This window comes from uncultured Erythrobacter sp., assembly GCF_947502395.1.
Classification (GTDB): Bacteria; Pseudomonadota; Alphaproteobacteria; order Sphingomonadales; family Sphingomonadaceae; genus Erythrobacter.
Genome location: NZ_CANMZM010000002.1, coordinates 396,894 through 412,810, shown reverse-complemented (window position 1 = coordinate 412,810; position 15,917 = coordinate 396,894). Strand labels below are relative to the sequence as shown.

The window sequence follows — 15,917 nt, the reverse complement described above, 5'->3', positions numbered from 1 at the left end:
CAATGACCGCATCGCTTTGTGAGACGAGCAGTGCCTACTGTGATCAGACCGGCAATGCCACAGGTGGAAGGCCCTTTATGCCTCTTAGGATGGCGATCGCCTCTTTGGTCCTCATGTCGCTTCCCGGCGTTGCAATGGCACAGGACGATACAGATAACGATGCTGTCGCCAAACCCGCAGCGATATCGATTGAGGGGGTTCCGATCGTGCCTGCCGAGCTGGCAGCGAACATTGCTCCTTATGGCGAATATCGAACGGCCAGTTTTCAAGGATGGCATCCCGTCGATCGTTCAATCCTGATCGCCACACGATTTGGTAACACGACACAATTGCACGTCGTTGATCGACCGGGAGGCGCCCGGAGACAGATCAGCTTCGCCGAAGAGCCGATCGGAAATGGCTCGTATTCTCCAGGCACGGGCAATGTGCTGCTGCTTCACAAGGATATTGGCGGAAACGAGAACTACCAGATTTTCAGTTTAGCCGATGGGCGATTGCGATTGCTTACCGACGGAGTCAGCCGCAACGGATTTAGCGCGTGGACAGATGACGGCAGTCACGTTGCGTTTCGATCTACCAAGCGTAACGGGCGTGACACCGATCTCTACATTATGGATCCGCGCAATCCAAAGAGCGCGCGTATGCTCGCTGAGCGCGAAGGCGGAGGCTGGCTTGTCCTAGATTTTACTCCCGACGGGAAGCATGCGCTTGTTCGGCGCGAGATTTCGGTCACCGACATGGAGCTGTATCTCATCGATGTTGCGACGGGCGAAGAACGCCTTATCTCGAGAGAGGGTGAACCGGTTTCATTCAGTGGGTTGACCTATGCGCCCGATGGCCGACTGTGGGCATCGTCTGATGAGAGATCGCAATTCAAACGCTTGGGTGTATTCGATCCCGATCGAGGAGTCTTCGACCCCATCATTGCCGAACCATGGGACATCGCCGACTTTAGTATCGCACCGGACGGTTCCTTTATCGCATATGTGATTAATGCTGGCGGCCAGACCAAGCTCAAATTGTATGACACCGCGACCGCAGCGATCAGGGAGGTGGATCTGCCTCCCGGTCTTATAGGTGGGATAGAGATCGCCCCTTGGGGAGAGATCGGGTTCTCGTTCAACTCTAATCAGTCCGCGACGGACGTTTACAGCGTTGATCCCGAGACGTTGGAGGTGAAGCGATGGACATATAGCGAGCAGGGCGGGCTCGATCCGCAGCGAAACGCGCTTCCGGATCTGATTGAGATCGAGAGCTTCGATGGCGAAAGAATGTCGGGGTTTATCTACCGTCCCGATCCGTCACGCTTCCCCGGCCCGCGACCGGTGATAGTCGATGTACATGGCGGGCCTGAATATCAGGCGTTTGCGGGGTTTCTCGGGCGTTACAACTACTTGATCAATGAAATGGGGATCGCTGCGATGTTCCCGAATGTTCGCGGATCAACGGGCTATGGCAAGAGGTTCACCGCTCTCGACGATGGTCCGTTCAAGAGGGAAGACGCAGTTCGCGATCTGGGCGTGTTTTTCGAGAAGCTGGAGCAGGATCCGGATATCGATGGAACCCGCATGGCCGTTACCGGCGGTTCGTATGGTGGCTATATGTGCTACGCGGCGGCGATAGCCTTTGGCGACAAATTGCGAGGGGCAGATTGCTTTGTCGGCATCTCGAGCTTCGTGACCTTTCTGGAGAATACGAAGGATTATCGACGCGATGAGCGGCGCGTCGAGTTCGGCGACGAGCGCGATCCGGAACAGCGCCGCAAGCTCATCGAGATCAGCCCGCTAACGCGCGCCGACGAAATCGGAATCCCGATGTTCGTTTCGACCGGAGCTAATGATCCCCGCGTCCCCGCTTCCGAGGCCACGCAGATCGTAGACGCCATTCGCGCAAACGGCGGTGCTCCTTGGTACCTCATTGCAGGTAACGAAGGCCATGGCTTCGCCAAGAAGGAAAATCGAGATTTCCACTTTATGGCTCGCGTCCTTTTTTATCAGAAACACCTTCTTGAGTGAGGCGAACAGGCTGACGTGTTACCAGCCTAACGCGAACTCGTTTCTGCTATACTGCGCCCAAAGGGGATTCGGTCCGACTCAGAATTTGCACGGTTTATCCCCACCGAATCATACCTGCTTGCCTGTCAGTTCGTACTTCGTTCACCTATATAGGTTGGCCAACTCAGAAACAGGGAACCACAAGATGTCGTTGCTCGAAGCCCGTAACACCTACAAGCCGTTCGAATATCCCTGGGCTTATGAGTTCTGGAAACGCCAGCAACAGATCCACTGGATGCCCGAAGAAGTGCCTTTGGGCGAAGATTGCCGCGATTGGGCGCAGAACATCACTGAGCATGAGCGCAATCTGCTCACGCAAATCTTCCGTTTCTTCACGCAGGCCGATGTCGAGGTGCAGGATTGCTACCACGACAAATATGGTCGCGTGTTTAAACCCACTGAGATCAAAATGATGCTCGCCGCCTTCTCCAATATGGAGACGGTGCACATCGCGGCGTATTCTCACCTGCTTGACACCATCGGCATGCCTGAGAGTGAATACAGCGCCTTCCTCGAATATGAGGAAATGGCCGACAAGCACAATTACATGCACCAGTTCAGCGTCGACACCGACGAGGACATCGCCCGCACGCTCGCCATGTTCGGCGGCTTTACCGAAGGGCTTCAGCTGTTCGCGAGCTTCGCCATGCTGATGAACTTCCCGCGCTTCAACAAGATGAAGGGCATGGGCCAGATCGTCAGCTGGTCGGTGCGCGATGAGACGCTGCACTGCGAAGGCATCATCAAGATGTTCCACACCTTCTGCGAAGAGCGTGACTGCCTGACCAAGGCGGTGAAGGAAGACATCATCGACATCTGTCAAAAGACGGTGCGCCTCGAAGATGCATTTATTGATCTGGCGTTTGAGATGGGCCCGGTTGAGGGCATGACGGCGAAGGACATCAAGAAATACATCCGCTACATCGCCGACTGGCGTCTGGGCCAATTGAAGCTTCAGCCGATTTACATGATCGACGAGCACCCCCTCCCATGGCTCAGCCCGCTGTTGAACGGTGTAGAACACGCCAACTTCTTCGAAGCGCGCGCAACCGAGTATTCGAAAGGCGCGACCAAGGGCGACTGGAACGACGTGTGGTCGTCATTTGACAACCGCCAGAAAGCGAAAGCAGCAAACGAAGAAGCGCCTGAGACCAGCGATCCGGATATGTTCGAAGCGGCGGAGTAGGAAAATTTGTGTTGAAATTTCCAAATTGGAAATATATGATGTTTCCGAGTTGGAGATTTTGATGCCGCATCGACACTATATTGACCCTTTTGACCTTGTAGTTCGCTCAGAAGATTTAGAGCGGCTACTCACGCTTTTTATGCGCCTCGAAGAGCGCATGACTGATGCGTTCCCGAAGGCCGCCCGGGTTTTAGAGGATTCTAAAGACCCAACGGCCAAGCAGGCACGCGGAACGTCTCGTCGTCATCATTACCATAAAGCCCTAGAATCTGCTGCGTCAGATGCAGGAATTGATTGTGTCACAAGGTGGACTGAGCCTGCCACTTGGAGCTTCCCAGTTGTTCGGCTAGGCGGCTTCTCCGCAACAATTGGTGTGGTGGAAGCCAAGTATCGGGGGGCTGGAAAGTCGCTTCGGTCTAAGTCCAAATATGTACAGGATCTCTGTCGTCGGAATGCAGTGATTGATCCGCAGAATGACCTATTTACCCGCGACGACAAACCAGAAGCTTTGATACCGGACGGCTCACTTGGAGGCCTTGTTGTAGCTCAGTACGATTGGACAACGCCCACTAAACCAGCATTTTTGGGTTTTTGGGTGCCTTCCTCAGACCTGTCTGACGTCTTTTACGTGCGTAGCTTCGATGAGATTATCGGGATGTTGCGCGAGCGGCTTTCACTCGCCAAGCGGCCAGCCAAGAAAACTGTCGAGAGAAAACCGCTTCGCCGGAAAAAGAAGCCAGGCAGCGAAGGTTAACGACCTATGCAAGAGATTGGGACCAATGTCGCCAGCAGCGGCTTTAATCCGTTGCGCCTCTCCATAGCCAGAAGTGCGAGGGGGTTGAAGAAAGTTGAATTGGCGGCGAAAATTGGCCGCAGTCCAGCTATTATTACGAAGTGGGAAAGCGCGGAGTATTCTCATAAGCCGGACGAGGAAGACTTGGCGCGATTGTCTCAATCGCTGCGTGTGGACCCTACTTGGTTTTTCAAGGGCTTAGTCTCGGATGGTTCCGCATCCTTTTTTCGTTCACTTCGCTCAGAGCTAAAAAGTGCTCGAGACAAAACGGCGGCTAAGCTAGTTTTTGCGCACGATATTTACGAAGCTGCAGCGCAGCATATCGAGTTCCCATATGTGGACATTCCCCAAATCGAAGAGAGTAATAGCTATAAGACTCTCTCGATGGACAGAATCGACAGCATTGCCGATCAGGTTCGCGACTATTGGGGCCTTGGAGATGGACCAATTGACGATGTCCTGACGGTTATCGAGAACGCCGGGGTTATCGTCGCAGATGACTATTTAGTCTCAAAGAAGCTCGATGGCGTTTCGAGGTGGTTCGACGATCGTCCAGTTATTCTTCTTGCAAAGGACAAGGAAACCGGAGTGCGGCGTCGGTTCGATGCCGCGCATGAGCTTGGCCATATCATTTTGCACCGCAATGTTTCGGATAGGCAGTTGATTGAAGATTGGCAGTTGATTGAGGACCAAGCGATGGCGTTTGCAGCTGCGTTTCTTATGCCGTCCAGCTCTTTCGCTCACTCGGTCAGGGACACATCATTGGATTCGCTGGCAAATCTGAAGCCGATTTGGAAGGTTTCAATCGCGGCCATGCTTATGCGTCTTCGGTCACTAAACCTGATCGACCAAACGGAAAGCAAGAATCTCTGGAAGTATTACAGCTACCGAAAATGGCGAGGTAACGAACCGCATGACAATCAAATAGATTTTGAGGAGCCTGTAAATCTCGCTTCGGCGATCGCAATGATCGCTGAGGATGGTCTGGCAGAACTGCGGAAGTTTCTAAGGGACGTCGGCCTGCTGCCTGATGATTTGAGCTCACTAGCAGGTGTTAGTGAAGGGACTTTCGCTTTAGCGACAAGGCCAAAACCTCGGTTGAAGTTGGTAAGGAACTTGGATTCAGTTAAATCAGCTGCGAACGATTGATTCCCTAATCGTCTCGCTCCCATCCATACTCGAGACTGGACCGCCCGCTCCCCCGCACGCTACATTTCCCACCACAAGGGGGGACATCAATGGAACTCAAAGTCAGGCAGGCGACCACTGTTGAGGGGTTTGGCGAGGTCATGGGCATCGCTGCCTCTGGCGAAAAGCCCAATTTCAAACCCCGCCCCACAACACCCGGGAGGTGAGAAGTTTGGTGCCCTCTAATCCCCCTCCCGCAAGCGGGAGGGGTTAGGGGTGGGCTTGGCTTGGTCGGAGACTTTGGGAAAGTGTCGAACGGTAGCGGGTGCCCACCCCGCTGCAGCTAAGCTCACTTGCGTTCGCTAAGCTTCGCTGCCCCTCCCGCGGGCGGTAGGGGTGAGGGGGGTACCCTGCTGCGACAGGAACGGCCCACCCCGTGCGACTAAGCAGCAAGCTGCCAAGTCTTCCGACCCTCCCGCAAGCGGGAAGGTTTTCATTGGGAGCGCATTTCTTCGATTTTCAGGCGGATGGCAGTGACTACGCCTTCGATGTTCTCATGCACCTCGGCGTTCGTGAAGCGCAGCACGGTGTAGCCTTCGGTCCATATCCACTTTTCGCGGACCGCATCCCTTTCGGGCGCAACATCGTGGCTGTGACCGTCGAGTTCGATCACGAGTTTCAGCTCACGGCACAGGAAATCGGCATAATAACGCCCGACCGGCATCTGGCGGCTGAACTTTGCGCCTTGTTGGCTGCAGGAGAGGTGCTCCCACAAGGTGCGCTCGGCAGGGGTTGCTTCGCAGCGTAAGATGCGGGCGCGGCTTGTGTTTCTGGGGTGCCAATTGGGCATTGGCGGATATTGGCGCAATGGTTTGGATTTGCCCACCCCGTTGCGACTAGCGAGCGCGCTTATAGAAGAGGTTCGTCGCTCTTCACCATTCGCTTAGCATTCTCGGCTAACTCTTGTGCATGGGTGACTGTCAGAAGCTCGACACAAGCAGGCCGCGAAAGATTGCCGAGGTTGAATGGACCGAAGGCGGGTTGAAACTGCCGCAGAGCCAGCGACTGATCGATAGCGGGTGGTTCTTGCCTTTAATGGCGACACTGCCACTTGCGGCGTTCATCCTGATTTTCTTCTGGTGAGGGCCGCTTGGTCATGAACACATCCCAATGGCTGTTCGAACCGGCCAATATCGCTGTGGCTCTGATTGCCATGAACTTTGCCGCCTTTGCCGCTTTCGGCATCGACAAGATGCTTGCCGAGAATCAGTCGCGGCGAATTTCCGAGGCGGCCTTGCTCAATCTAGCGTTTTTGGGGGGCATTGTGGGTGCCTATGCCGGACGGGCATTGTTCAGGCACAAAACCCGTAAACAGCCATTCAGCAACCAGCTCCACATGATTGCGATGTTTCAATTGTGCGCTGCGGTGTTCGTGGCCATTTTTCTTTTCTTGAGTTTTTGACCCTTCTCCTGACTCCACCGACTTGGACCCATGCCCTGCACCTTTCCTACAGCGTGCCTCGGACGCTAAACTCTATGGCATGACGCGCCCCTCTATCTCCTGCCTTTTGTCCCTTTCAAACGGCCAATTTGCCGCAAAAGAAGTTTTTGCCCTTGGACACTGTCTCAAGTGTCTCAAAATTTCCTTTTTCGCACTTGTTTTCATGGCTTTGATCCAGATCAATTTCCTACCGGCAAACCGGTCATAATCCCTCGTCACAACCTCAAGGGAGATTAGCCTTAATGTCACAGCACACACCCAACGCACTCACCGCCATCTTCAAGCGCGACCGTGAGCTTATCCCTCACCTTAAGGGCAGTGGTGGTCATTTTGCGCGCCTTGCGGAGGAGTATCATGAGGTGAACCGGCAGGTGCACCGGATCGAGGCGGAAACCGAAGCGGCGAGCGATGAGCGGTTTGAAACGCTTAAGAAACAGCGCCTCTCGCTGCTCGACCAAATCACCGATATCGTCAGCAAAGCGCGCGAGGCGGTTTGATATTGGCCTGCAAGGTCGCCCCTCAAACTGCGGCGAGCAATTCTCGCGAATACCAGAGGTGCGGCCTTAGCAGGGCGTTCCAGCCGGACTCGTTGATCGAGCCGACCCATGATCCAAAGTAGAGGCGTGTTTTTTGTCCTATCGCTCCGCTGCTTGAGGACGATTGTCCAACGTCTATGGCCTCGATCGCGAACCAGCTCGCGGTGCCGGTGGGCTTGGATTCCAACAGAGCCTCGCTTCTTGAGTGCACTACCGCTTCGCTGCTTGAGCGCGCTTCGCGCCGCTCGACCACCTGCCACACGCCAAAGCGATCCGTCTCGCCTGCCGCCAACGCGCGGGCATCAGCGCTTGAGGCTGGCTTGCCCAGTGCCTTCAGGATCAGGCGCTCGGGCAAGAAGGCGCGGCTGCAATAGAAGCGTTCGAGATACCGCTCGAGGTTCATGCCGCCGGAAACGTCGCGGATAAAGCAATCGCGATAATCGCTGTCATTGCCAAAGCCAGCGAGCAGGCTGTCCTTCGGCACAAGGACTTCGCGAACAGGGACTTCGCGAACAGGGACTTCGCTCACTTGCGCCATTGCGGCTATTCGCCTTCCTACCAACCCCAAGCAGGCGGAGGCGCTTTCACCTCCTCGCTCAGGTCAAACTCGACCCGGAAAAAGCGATCCTCAGGCGCGCCGGTTTCAACCCTGCGCTGGAGCTGATAGGCGAATGTCGCCCCTTCGTTTCCTGCGGTGTCTACCTCCACGGTCCAGACATTGGTGACTGACGCCCCGAGCCCTTCGCGTTCAAACATTTCCACGCTGAAGTCATCAACCGGGAAGGTCTGCTCGCGCCCTGTCCCCTCATCGGCCGTATCCCCACCATACATTGTGACCGCATCGGGTTCGCCATCTTCATGCCGGTGATCGTGTTTGAGCCGCAGGCCCAGCGGGGTTTCTCCCTGACCGCTCATATGCGGTACGGCGGTGCGGGTGATAAGCCAGGTGCGTGAGCGATCCCACTCGCCGTCCATCGACACATGGAAGGGCACCGCAATGCGATCATCCGAACACTCGGAAACATGCATAACCATCTCAGCGCCTTGGAAATCGACATCCGCCGTGTCCGAGCTCACCAATGTGCCAGCATAGGCCTTTCCGCAATGGCTCGAGAGTGCCTCCCAGAACATATCCTGCGGATCGGGCTCAGGCGGCACAATGGGCTCCGTCCCGCAGGCGGTGAGGATGGCAATGGGGGCGAGCGTGATAAGGGCGAGGGTGCGTGTCATGCGGAGGAGACTAGCGATAAAATGCAGCGCTGTCCTGCACCGCAGATCGGCAATCCCGCGTGCTGTTTCGTTGAGGGCGGCCAACTCTTGTTTTTCGTTTGCGACCTTGGTGCTTGTGTGTATTAAGGCGGCAATACACATATAGAGGGTCGATTATGTTCACCGCCATTGTACTGCTTCTTGCTCAAACAGTCACAGCCGCTCCCATGCCTGAGCCAGCTGAGGCCAGGGAGCGCGTCGCAGCGCGCGATGCGGAGATGTTCTGGTACGCGTTTGAAGGGTGTGATGCAGGCGAAGTGCGCGCTCGGATCGCAGACGATTTTCGCATGGTGCACGATCAGGGCGGATTGGTAGCGACCAATGGAGATGACTTCACTGCGATGATTGCGGAGGATTGCAAGGCGCGCGAGGAAGGCGGCCGCAATGCAGGTTATAGCAACCGCCGCATGCTGGTGCCCGGCACGGATGAAATCACGCGGTTGGGCGATTGGGGAATGCTGCACCGAGGGGAGCACACATTCCACGAACTTCGCCAAAGACCCGCGGGCCATTACGGAGAGGGAGATCCGGGCGGGCCAACCTGGGTGATGACTGGCGGCGCGGCTTTCATCAATGTCTGGCGCTGGGATGGTGCGAACGAGCGCTTCATTATGCAAGAGACGATTAGCATCGACCACGGCGCTGCGCGCAGCTACCCGCCGGAGGGCTAGGATCTTTTGATCTGACGCTGCGCTTTCCTACATCTTAATGAGCAAGCTAAAAGCGCCGCTATGCCGTCCGCGGATTCCCTGACCGCTCAACTGCTTTAACCGCCGAAAAACTGTCCAAAGGTTTTGCCTTTGGACAGTGTCGCAAGTGCCTCAAAATTTCTTTTCTTGGGCGGTTGTGGTGACCGTGATCCAGGTCAATGCGAGCAAGCTTTCGCTCTCACCGATTGGCGATGATCAGAACAGCAGAGTGCTCGGGTCAGGCATCGGTTCCTTACGCTGGGCCTTGATCAGGCTCAGAACGCTGCGCACACCCACCCATACCGCGATAAGCGGCATGATGAGCAGACCGATCAAAACGAACGACAGGACGCCCGCGACGAGAAAGCCGAGGAAGCCGAACCAGAAAGTGCGGATAAGATAGGTGAAATGCGAAGCCGCCCAGCTCTCCTGACTTTCTCCCTGCCAAACATGGGCAAGGACGATGCCGACAAGGCCGGTGATGCCGGTGATAAAGCTGGCAAGAAAGCACAGCGAGATGATGGTGGGCTGATTGAAGTCGAAACCATTGCTTGGTCCTACTTCACGTCCTGTGTCGGATTTAACTGGTTCGGTCATGTCTGATCCCCCTCGATGGCCGTGAATTCTAGGCGTAGTCTACGCTTTGCGTGCTAGTGAGCAAGCCCTTCGTTGGGAACGGCCTATTGTTCGCACCAATCGCGCGGTGCCTCACCCCAGCCACGCTCAAAGGCGAGCCCGCTTGAAATCATCACATCGGCAAGGAGTTCGCGCGTGCCATCAGACTTGGTGCGGCGGGCGGCGCGCAATTCGCGGCCATATTGATCGCGCGGAGGGTTATCCGCCCCGTTCCATTCAAACGGGCCGTCGTCCAGCCATTCGTGCAGTCTGACCTTCGCCCTCTGCGCGAGCGAGTACTCGCCTTCACACGCGCCTTCGAGTTCAGGAGCATCAAAACCGGTGAAGCGGATGCGGCGCTGAGCAGCGCCGTCACTTACCAGAACAGTGTCGCCGTCGATAACACACCCTGATTGGCGAGGGCCCTCTCCGCAGTGGGCAAAGCTGGTGTTGACCTCGACCCAGCCTTGCTCCTGCGCGATGGGCCGCGCCACAATCCACCAAACCAGCATCACCACTAGCGCGAGCGCTGGCACGCGCCACATAAGCCACCAATTGAAAAGCCCGGCGCGCGCTGAGGCGCGGCGTCTGGGCGGACGGCGAAAGCGGGGGCGAACCGGTGGTCTGGGCATGGGGTGCTCAGATTAGCAGGGTTCGAATTCAAAGAAAGGGCCCGCCATGTTCGCGGACGCATGACCGCTGCGGTCAAAAAGAAGGCCGCCCGGCATAAACCGAGCGGCCTTCTGAAAACAAAAGATGCCGGCGATTAGCCTACATTGGTTGTTTCTTCGAGCGATCCAAAAGTGCCGTCAGGACGCTCTGTCGATTCGCATGAGTTGGCATCGACATATGTCCACGCATTGCCCTGATAATCGATGGTCGAGGTACCAGCACAGCTTGTACCTGGGCCAGCGGCGCAGTCATTCTGGCCCGCCAGCGAGATGCCAAAGCACTTCTCTTTTTCGCCAGCACCGGCATCAGCCAGAGCTTCTGCTTCTGTGGTTGCAGCGGCTTCTTCAGCAGGTGCTTCGGCACCACCTGAGCAAGCAGCGGCAAGGCCAGCGGCTGCAGCCAGAGCGATTGAGCCTTTAAAACGTGCGGTATTCATAGTCTTCCTCCATCAAATTCGCAGAGTCTTTGTGCGAAACGTAAACTCGTGTCTATCGTCGATTCGGATGGAAACAGCATTCGGTTACAAAGAAAAGAGCAAAGTTTGCAATGTGCTTGCGTTGACCGTTTCAATCCACCGCTTCATCGATTGCTTTCCTAGTGCGATCTTACCCGCTAAGCGCCCCTGAAAGCAGGCTTCAAGCCGCAGCAAAGCAGCGAGAAATGACGATGGCGAATTTGCACAAGGACTCTTCTTCCCCGGTTCTTGCCAAGGCTGAAGTGTTGATTGAGGCACTTCCGTACTTTCAACGCTACGCAGGACGCACCTTTGTGGTGAAATATGGCGGGCATGCCATGGGTGAACCGCAGGCCGCGCGCGATTTTGCAGAGGATATCGTGCTCTTGAAGGCTGTCGGGATCAATCCGGTGGTTGTTCATGGTGGGGGACCACAAATTGGCGATATGCTGTCACGCCTTGGGGTCGAGAGTACATTTGTGGACGGCCTTCGCGTGACGGATGAGGCGACTGCCAAAATTGCAGAGATGGTCCTATCCGGTGCGATTAACAAGGAACTGGTTGGCTGGCTTAGTAATGCTGGGGGCAAGGCATTGGGCCTCTCAGGTAAGGATGGCGGCCTTGTTTCTGCGCGCAAAGTCACGCGCACAACCAAAGACCCGGAAAGCCTGATAGAGCGCGTTGTGGACTTGGGTTTTGTGGGTGAGCCCGCCCAAGTCGACACTTCTGTGATCGATACCGCAGTTGCAGCAGGGATGATCCCCGTCATCGCGCCCATTGCGGGTGGAGCCGATGGCGCAACTTACAATATCAACGCAGACACAATGGCAGGGGCCATTGCTGCGGCGCTGGGGGCAGCGCGCTTGTTCCTTTTGACAGACGTTCCGGGCGTCATGGACGCGGATGGTGAGCTTATGTCCGACCTAAATCCCGCTGATATCGCCCGCCTCAAGGAGGAAGGTGTCGTGAAGGGTGGTATGGTGCCCAAGCTTGAGACTTGCGTTACTGCTGTCAATTCTGGCTGTGAGGCTGCGGTTGTGCTCGATGGTCGCGTCCCCCATGCAATGTTGCTTGAGTTCTTCACCGCGAGTGGTGCGGGCACGCTGGTGCGAGCGTGATGCACAGGCTACGGACTGTGGCGACACATTATCCAAGACTGGAAAAGGGCGTATTAGTCGGGTAATACGCCTAAAGAGGGACTCAACAGGGCTTCGCTTGCTTCGCCGGTGAGTCCTAGAAAAAGGTACCAAGAAAAATCATGCAAGGACTTGTTGCAATTTATCAAATCGTCGAGCTGCTGGTGAGCGTCTTCGTGATGCTCATCATCATTCAGTTCGTGATCGGGCTGCTTTTCGCCTTCAACGTGGTGAACACGTCGAACCAGTTTTTGATGCAGGTGTATGAATCGATCAATCGTGTGCTCGATCCGGTTCTTAGGCCGATCAGGAACATTATGCCGCAGACGGGCGCTCTGGACCTTTCGCCTCTTGTGGTGATCGTTGGTGCTCAGATCGTGCTGATTGTCCTGCGAAACATCTTGGTCGCCGCATGACCGCGACAAGGATAGACGGCAAGGCGTTTGCAGCGGCATTGCGCGAGCGCGTCGGATCGCATGCGCTCGACTTTGCGAGCAAGGCAGGCCGCAAACCCGGATTGGCGGTGGTGCTTGTGGGCGAGGATCCCGCGAGCCAAGTATATGTCGGTTCCAAAGGTAAGGCGACTGTCGCCGCCGGTATGGAAAGCTTTGAACACCGCCTGCCCGCGGATACCAGCGCAGACGCTCTGCTCGCCCTGGTCGACAAACTCAACGCAGACGAGAATATTGACGGTATTCTCGTTCAGCTTCCGCTACCAGATCATCTCGACGAGCACTCTATCATTGCCTCGATCAGCCCCGACAAAGATGTCGATGGCTTCCATGTGATCAATGCGGGGCGCCTCAGCGTCGGGCAATCGGGATTCGTGCCTTGTACGCCCCTTGGTTGCATGATGCTCCTGACCGACCGGCTCGGCGATCTCTCCGGCCTCGAAGCGGTCGTCATTGGTCGCTCCAATATTGTCGGCAAGCCAATGGCGCAATTGCTGCTAGATGCCAACGCCACCGTCACTATCGCACACAGCCGGACCAAGGATTTGGCGGCCGTTGTTAAGCGCGCAGACATCGTGGTTGCGGCAGTCGGGCGGCCGAATATGATTGGTAAGGACTGGCTCAAGCCCGGCGCGACCGTCATCGATGTGGGTATCAACCGCCTTCCGCCTGAACCGGGTAAGGAAAAGGGCAAGCTTGTGGGCGATGTCGCCTTTGATGAGGCAAGCGAAGTCGCCGGCGCGATCACGCCTGTACCGGGCGGGGTTGGGCCGATGACAATTGCGGTCCTTTTGCGCAACACTTTGGTGGCCGCGCATCGCAATGCCGGACTTGCCGTGCCAGAAGGCATCTAAGCCAAGGTCGATCGAAAGAGGGTTTCATGAAGTGTGCACTTACTATCGGCCTCGTCTCCACTCTGACGCTTTCACTCGCGGCGTGCGCTAGCGGTGCCCCGCGCGGCCCCTCAAATAAGGTCATAGAGCGCGTGCTCGCCAAGGCACCCGGCAAAGCGCAGCCAAGCGCGATTGTCTCGACTGAGATTGCCTATGCGAGGGCTGCCCAGGAGCAGAGTTTTGCTGAGGCTGCCTTGGCCTTTGCCGCGCCGGGCGCTCAGATGCACCTTCGCGATGGTGTGGTCCCAATCGAGGCGATTGCGCAGGGCCTTGCGGAGGCAGGCATAGAAACGCAGTGGGGCCCGCGCGTGGTTGTGAAAAGCTGCGACGGTTCGCTGGCTCTAAGTCAAGGGCGCTTTGTCGATGGTGAAGGCAAGGTTGGTAACTATGTCACCACATGGGTGCGCCAGGCCGATGGCACGTATAAATGGACCTACGACGCAGCCGGGCTCGATGATCCACAGCCACCACCACGACCGGACTTCGAAGATGGTGATATCGTGGTGACAGCCTTTGACCTGGTCGAAGGCCTTATTGCGACGTGCCCGCGCGCTGGAGAAAATGTGCCGGCGGCGCCTGCGATTCCCGCTGGAGGCGGTGGCGCATCAGCGATACAAGTCTCCCGAGATGGCACTTTGCGTTGGCGTTGGGAGCACCTTGAGGGCAATCTCAAATATGTAAAGGCGGACTATTACTTCGAGGGCCAATGGGTAACGGCCATCGAACAAACGCTTGCATCTGCACCTGAAGAGTGATGAGGGCCAAAGAAATCTCTTAAAAGACGCTGTATGCTCCCCGAACTTTTCATCTCTGCCTTTGTCACCCTGTTTGTGGTGATTGATCCTCCCGGCTGTGCGCCGATTTATGCTGGCCTCACCAAAGAGGCTAGCCCGGCGCAAGCGCGCAATATGGCCCTACGCGCGACGTTTATCGGAGCTGTCATCCTCGTCATATTCGCCTTCTTCGGCGAGGCACTGCTTGGCGCGCTGCATATTCAGCTCGACAGCTTCCGGATCGCAGGCGGATTAATGCTCTTTTGGATCGCCTTTGAAATGGTGTTTGAGAAGCGCACCAAACGCCGCGAAGAACGCGCTGATAAGGTCAATGCTGACCCTGAGGTTGAAGACGTATCGGTCTTTCCAATGGCAATGCCTATGCTCGCAGGGCCTGGCGCGATTGCTGCCATCATGCTCCTTATGAACGAGGCCGAGACAACGGCTGAAACCATCGAAGTGTTTGCTGCTCTTGGTTCAGTGCTCTTTATCACGGCGCTCGCTCTTGTGGCGGCTGGCCCCTTGATCCGGCTGCTTGGTGACAAGGTCGAGGCGGTGATCACACGGCTTCTTGGCGTGCTTCTAGCCGCTTTGGCCGCGCAGTATGTGATCGACGGGATCAAGGGCAATTTCGGCATCGCTTAGGCGATGCTGGAGCCAATCCCCCAGGCTAGGGCAAAGGCCACCCCTAGGGTGCCAAAGGCCCCCATCGCTCGCATCCCAGCAAAGGCCTTACGCGCGCCTGTCAGATCATCGCCATGTGACCCTGCAAGCGATGAAAAGCCGGCCGCGTGAAGAATGCGTGCGATGGCAAAGACAATACACACCGCAGCAACATAGGTCGTCTGGCCAACGATCATCTCAAACAGAGCGATCACCACCAGAAACAGCCCGGAATTCTCCGCCAGATTGCCGTGGCGGCGCACTTTGCGCTCAAGGTCACGATCATCGCCAATGCCGATGAATTGCCCTTTGGATCGATGAAGCCCCACTCTCAGCATCAAGGCCACCTGTAAGACAATCAAAAACGCGCCAAGCATAGCGGCGTAGAGTGGCAGATTAGTCATTGCGTTAGCTCCGTTTCAAGGATGGGTGTGTCTGGGAACCCGATCAGCGTAAGCGAGGCATTCCCTGCATCAAGAATGAGCTGTGGGTCTGATGCGAGGCGAGCTGAGGCAAAGGCACCGTGGAGCAATTGCGTCAGTGTTCGCCCAAGCGAGGCCGGGTCTGCTTTGGTCCCTCGTAGTTCATATGCATCGCGCGCGATCCGGGTCAGCATCTCTTCTACTTGGGCAAAGATGCGGTTAGCCTCTTCGCGAATCTTGGGGATCTCCTGGCCAAGTTCCAACGCCAGTCCGACTATTGGGCAGCCATATATGTCGCCGTTCTCAGTTGCAGTTTGAGCATGTGCGCAGTGCGCCTGCCGGTAAATCGCTGCAAGCCGGTCTTGCGGCGCACTGAACTCGGCGAAACTCCCGGCAAACACGAGGTCCAATGACATCTCGCCGTTAAAGCGCGCCACCGCGAGGGCGATGTCGTTCTTGTCTGCGAAATAGCGATAGACGGTCGCCTTGTTGACCTTGGCGGCCTGCGCGACCTCATCAACCGAGACACCATGAAAATTGCGCCGCCAGAAAAGGCTGGCAGCGGTCGCGACAATGTGCGCGCGGGTGCGTTCGCCTTTGGTAAGAGTGGCAGGGCTGTTCATAAGTAACCGTATAGTTACTTTTGACCTGAGTGCCTACGATCATCCTGCGACAATTCGT

Annotated in this window: 21 protein-coding genes; 13 read left to right on the top strand and 8 right to left on the bottom strand. The window is 56.3% G+C overall.

Going from position 1 to position 15,917, the window contains the following annotated elements; genetic code table 11:
• The first annotated feature begins 2 nt into the window (after nucleotides 1–2).
• The 4 genes from Q0778_RS08290 (at nucleotide 3) to Q0778_RS08275 (ending at nucleotide 5,182) form a co-directional block, all read left to right on the top strand.
• The gene (locus Q0778_RS08290; protein ID WP_298335386.1) at nucleotides 3–2,015 is read left to right on the top strand and encodes a prolyl oligopeptidase family serine peptidase; all 2,013 of its coding nucleotides are present in this window, start codon (nucleotides 3–5) and stop codon (nucleotides 2,013–2,015) included.
• A 184-nt stretch (nucleotides 2,016–2,199) separates the two neighbouring features.
• Complete coding sequence (locus tag Q0778_RS08285; protein ID WP_298335384.1) at nucleotides 2,200–3,240, top strand: ribonucleotide-diphosphate reductase subunit beta; 1,041 nt, start codon at nucleotides 2,200–2,202, stop codon at nucleotides 3,238–3,240.
• Between the two features lie 61 nt (nucleotides 3,241–3,301).
• Nucleotides 3,302–3,994, top strand: a complete 693-nt coding sequence (locus tag Q0778_RS08280; RefSeq protein ID WP_298335382.1) for a hypothetical protein — start codon at nucleotides 3,302–3,304, stop codon at nucleotides 3,992–3,994.
• A gap of 6 nt (nucleotides 3,995–4,000) precedes the next feature.
• Entirely contained in the window at nucleotides 4,001–5,182 is a 1,182-nt protein-coding gene (locus Q0778_RS08275) for an XRE family transcriptional regulator (RefSeq protein WP_298335380.1), read from the top strand.
• A gap of 472 nt (nucleotides 5,183–5,654) precedes the next feature.
• On the opposite strand, the gene Q0778_RS08270 is transcribed toward Q0778_RS08275, so the two are convergent.
• The gene (locus Q0778_RS08270; RefSeq protein WP_298335378.1) at nucleotides 5,655–6,011 is read right to left on the bottom strand and encodes a DUF559 domain-containing protein; all 357 of its coding nucleotides are present in this window, start codon (nucleotides 6,009–6,011) and stop codon (nucleotides 5,655–5,657) included.
• Between the two features lie 119 nt (nucleotides 6,012–6,130).
• Between Q0778_RS08270 and Q0778_RS08265 the strand changes: the two genes are divergently transcribed.
• The 3 genes from Q0778_RS08265 to Q0778_RS08255 all read left to right on the top strand — a co-directional run bounded on the left by Q0778_RS08265 (nucleotide 6,131) and on the right by Q0778_RS08255 (nucleotide 7,159).
• Complete coding sequence (locus Q0778_RS08265) at nucleotides 6,131–6,304, top strand: hypothetical protein (protein ID WP_298335376.1); 174 nt, start codon at nucleotides 6,131–6,133, stop codon at nucleotides 6,302–6,304.
• 70 nt (nucleotides 6,305–6,374) lie between these two features.
• The gene (locus tag Q0778_RS08260) at nucleotides 6,375–6,623 is read left to right on the top strand and encodes a DUF1294 domain-containing protein (RefSeq protein ID WP_298335374.1); all 249 of its coding nucleotides are present in this window, start codon (nucleotides 6,375–6,377) and stop codon (nucleotides 6,621–6,623) included.
• Nucleotides 6,624–6,904: 281 nt separating this feature from the next.
• Nucleotides 6,905–7,159 carry a DUF465 domain-containing protein gene (locus tag Q0778_RS08255; RefSeq protein ID WP_298335372.1) on the top strand — a complete coding sequence of 85 codons (255 nt, stop codon included), beginning with the start codon at nucleotides 6,905–6,907 and terminating at the stop codon, nucleotides 7,157–7,159.
• 22 nt (nucleotides 7,160–7,181) lie between these two features.
• On the opposite strand, the gene Q0778_RS08250 is transcribed toward Q0778_RS08255, so the two are convergent.
• Together Q0778_RS08250 and Q0778_RS08245 are read right to left on the bottom strand one after the other, a co-directional pair.
• A complete protein-coding gene (locus tag Q0778_RS08250) occupies nucleotides 7,182–7,736 on the bottom strand; it encodes a hypothetical protein (RefSeq protein ID WP_298335370.1) in 555 nt (184 codons plus the stop codon).
• A gap of 17 nt (nucleotides 7,737–7,753) precedes the next feature.
• On the bottom strand, nucleotides 7,754–8,428 hold the full coding sequence (locus Q0778_RS08245) for a hypothetical protein (protein ID WP_298335368.1): 675 nt from the start codon (nucleotides 8,426–8,428) through the stop codon (nucleotides 7,754–7,756).
• A 155-nt stretch (nucleotides 8,429–8,583) separates the two neighbouring features.
• On the opposite strand from Q0778_RS08245, the gene Q0778_RS08240 reads away from it, so the two are divergent.
• On the top strand, nucleotides 8,584–9,138 hold the full coding sequence (locus Q0778_RS08240) for a DUF4440 domain-containing protein (RefSeq protein ID WP_298335366.1): 555 nt from the start codon (nucleotides 8,584–8,586) through the stop codon (nucleotides 9,136–9,138).
• 234 nt (nucleotides 9,139–9,372) lie between these two features.
• On the opposite strand, the gene Q0778_RS08235 is transcribed toward Q0778_RS08240, so the two are convergent.
• From Q0778_RS08235 to Q0778_RS08225, 3 genes are all read right to left on the bottom strand, one after another.
• Complete coding sequence (locus tag Q0778_RS08235; RefSeq protein WP_298307283.1) at nucleotides 9,373–9,753, bottom strand: hypothetical protein; 381 nt, start codon at nucleotides 9,751–9,753, stop codon at nucleotides 9,373–9,375.
• 83 nt (nucleotides 9,754–9,836) lie between these two features.
• Nucleotides 9,837–10,403 (bottom strand): hypothetical protein, encoded by a 567-nt coding sequence (locus tag Q0778_RS08230; RefSeq protein ID WP_298307285.1) that lies wholly within the window; start codon nucleotides 10,401–10,403, stop codon nucleotides 9,837–9,839.
• Between the two features lie 134 nt (nucleotides 10,404–10,537).
• Complete coding sequence (locus tag Q0778_RS08225) at nucleotides 10,538–10,879, bottom strand: DUF2282 domain-containing protein (RefSeq protein WP_298307287.1); 342 nt, start codon at nucleotides 10,877–10,879, stop codon at nucleotides 10,538–10,540.
• 230 nt (nucleotides 10,880–11,109) lie between these two features.
• On the opposite strand from Q0778_RS08225, the gene argB reads away from it, so the two are divergent.
• The 5 genes from argB to Q0778_RS08200 all read left to right on the top strand — a co-directional run bounded on the left by argB (nucleotide 11,110) and on the right by Q0778_RS08200 (nucleotide 14,796).
• Nucleotides 11,110–12,015, top strand: a complete 906-nt coding sequence (argB, locus tag Q0778_RS08220) for an acetylglutamate kinase (protein ID WP_298308218.1) — start codon at nucleotides 11,110–11,112, stop codon at nucleotides 12,013–12,015.
• A gap of 140 nt (nucleotides 12,016–12,155) precedes the next feature.
• Nucleotides 12,156–12,449, top strand: a complete 294-nt coding sequence (locus tag Q0778_RS08215; protein WP_298307290.1) for a YggT family protein — start codon at nucleotides 12,156–12,158, stop codon at nucleotides 12,447–12,449.
• Nucleotides 12,446–13,339 carry a bifunctional methylenetetrahydrofolate dehydrogenase/methenyltetrahydrofolate cyclohydrolase FolD gene (gene folD, locus Q0778_RS08210; protein ID WP_298335363.1) on the top strand — a complete coding sequence of 298 codons (894 nt, stop codon included), beginning with the start codon at nucleotides 12,446–12,448 and terminating at the stop codon, nucleotides 13,337–13,339. Before Q0778_RS08215 ends, folD begins: the two co-directional genes overlap by 4 nt.
• Before the next feature lie 26 nt (nucleotides 13,340–13,365).
• Complete coding sequence (locus tag Q0778_RS08205; RefSeq protein ID WP_298335361.1) at nucleotides 13,366–14,133, top strand: hypothetical protein; 768 nt, start codon at nucleotides 13,366–13,368, stop codon at nucleotides 14,131–14,133.
• Between the two features lie 33 nt (nucleotides 14,134–14,166).
• Entirely contained in the window at nucleotides 14,167–14,796 is a 630-nt protein-coding gene (locus tag Q0778_RS08200) for a MarC family protein (RefSeq protein WP_298307297.1), read from the top strand.
• Here the strand turns inward: Q0778_RS08200 and Q0778_RS08195 are convergent.
• Both Q0778_RS08195 and Q0778_RS08190 read right to left on the bottom strand, forming a co-directional pair.
• Complete coding sequence (locus Q0778_RS08195; protein ID WP_298335359.1) at nucleotides 14,793–15,218, bottom strand: MAPEG family protein; 426 nt, start codon at nucleotides 15,216–15,218, stop codon at nucleotides 14,793–14,795. The genes Q0778_RS08200 and Q0778_RS08195 overlap by 4 nt on opposite strands.
• Nucleotides 15,215–15,859, bottom strand: a complete 645-nt coding sequence (locus Q0778_RS08190; RefSeq protein WP_298335357.1) for a TetR/AcrR family transcriptional regulator — start codon at nucleotides 15,857–15,859, stop codon at nucleotides 15,215–15,217. The genes Q0778_RS08195 and Q0778_RS08190 overlap by 4 nt, the downstream gene beginning before the upstream one ends.
• Nucleotides 15,860–15,917: the final 58 nt, after the last annotated feature.

Coding starts and splice junctions, on each gene's coding strand:
- Q0778_RS08270 (WP_298335378.1), bottom strand. CDS start 6,011: ATGCCCAATTGGCACCCCAGAAACACAAGCCGCGCCCGCATCTTACGC.
- Q0778_RS08290 (WP_298335386.1), top strand. CDS start 3: ATGACCGCATCGCTTTGTGAGACGAGCAGTGCCTACTGTGATCAGACC.
- Q0778_RS08215 (WP_298307290.1), top strand. CDS start 12,156: ATGCAAGGACTTGTTGCAATTTATCAAATCGTCGAGCTGCTGGTGAGC.
- Q0778_RS08265 (WP_298335376.1), top strand. CDS start 6,131: ATGGGTGACTGTCAGAAGCTCGACACAAGCAGGCCGCGAAAGATTGCC.
- Q0778_RS08200 (WP_298307297.1), top strand. CDS start 14,167: ATGCTCCCCGAACTTTTCATCTCTGCCTTTGTCACCCTGTTTGTGGTG.
- Q0778_RS08240 (WP_298335366.1), top strand. CDS start 8,584: ATGTTCACCGCCATTGTACTGCTTCTTGCTCAAACAGTCACAGCCGCT.
- Q0778_RS08190 (WP_298335357.1), bottom strand. CDS start 15,859: ATGAACAGCCCTGCCACTCTTACCAAAGGCGAACGCACCCGCGCGCAC.
- Q0778_RS08235 (WP_298307283.1), bottom strand. CDS start 9,753: ATGACCGAACCAGTTAAATCCGACACAGGACGTGAAGTAGGACCAAGC.
- Q0778_RS08280 (WP_298335382.1), top strand. CDS start 3,302: ATGCCGCATCGACACTATATTGACCCTTTTGACCTTGTAGTTCGCTCA.
- Q0778_RS08250 (WP_298335370.1), bottom strand. CDS start 7,736: ATGGCGCAAGTGAGCGAAGTCCCTGTTCGCGAAGTCCCTGTTCGCGAA.
- Q0778_RS08195 (WP_298335359.1), bottom strand. CDS start 15,218: ATGACTAATCTGCCACTCTACGCCGCTATGCTTGGCGCGTTTTTGATT.
- folD (WP_298335363.1), top strand. CDS start 12,446: ATGACCGCGACAAGGATAGACGGCAAGGCGTTTGCAGCGGCATTGCGC.
- Q0778_RS08230 (WP_298307285.1), bottom strand. CDS start 10,403: ATGCCCAGACCACCGGTTCGCCCCCGCTTTCGCCGTCCGCCCAGACGC.
- Q0778_RS08225 (WP_298307287.1), bottom strand. CDS start 10,879: ATGAATACCGCACGTTTTAAAGGCTCAATCGCTCTGGCTGCAGCCGCT.
- Q0778_RS08260 (WP_298335374.1), top strand. CDS start 6,375: ATGAACTTTGCCGCCTTTGCCGCTTTCGGCATCGACAAGATGCTTGCC.
- Q0778_RS08245 (WP_298335368.1), bottom strand. CDS start 8,428: ATGACACGCACCCTCGCCCTTATCACGCTCGCCCCCATTGCCATCCTC.
- Q0778_RS08275 (WP_298335380.1), top strand. CDS start 4,001: ATGCAAGAGATTGGGACCAATGTCGCCAGCAGCGGCTTTAATCCGTTG.
- Q0778_RS08205 (WP_298335361.1), top strand. CDS start 13,366: ATGAAGTGTGCACTTACTATCGGCCTCGTCTCCACTCTGACGCTTTCA.
- Q0778_RS08285 (WP_298335384.1), top strand. CDS start 2,200: ATGTCGTTGCTCGAAGCCCGTAACACCTACAAGCCGTTCGAATATCCC.
- Q0778_RS08255 (WP_298335372.1), top strand. CDS start 6,905: ATGTCACAGCACACACCCAACGCACTCACCGCCATCTTCAAGCGCGAC.
- argB (WP_298308218.1), top strand. CDS start 11,110: ATGGCGAATTTGCACAAGGACTCTTCTTCCCCGGTTCTTGCCAAGGCT.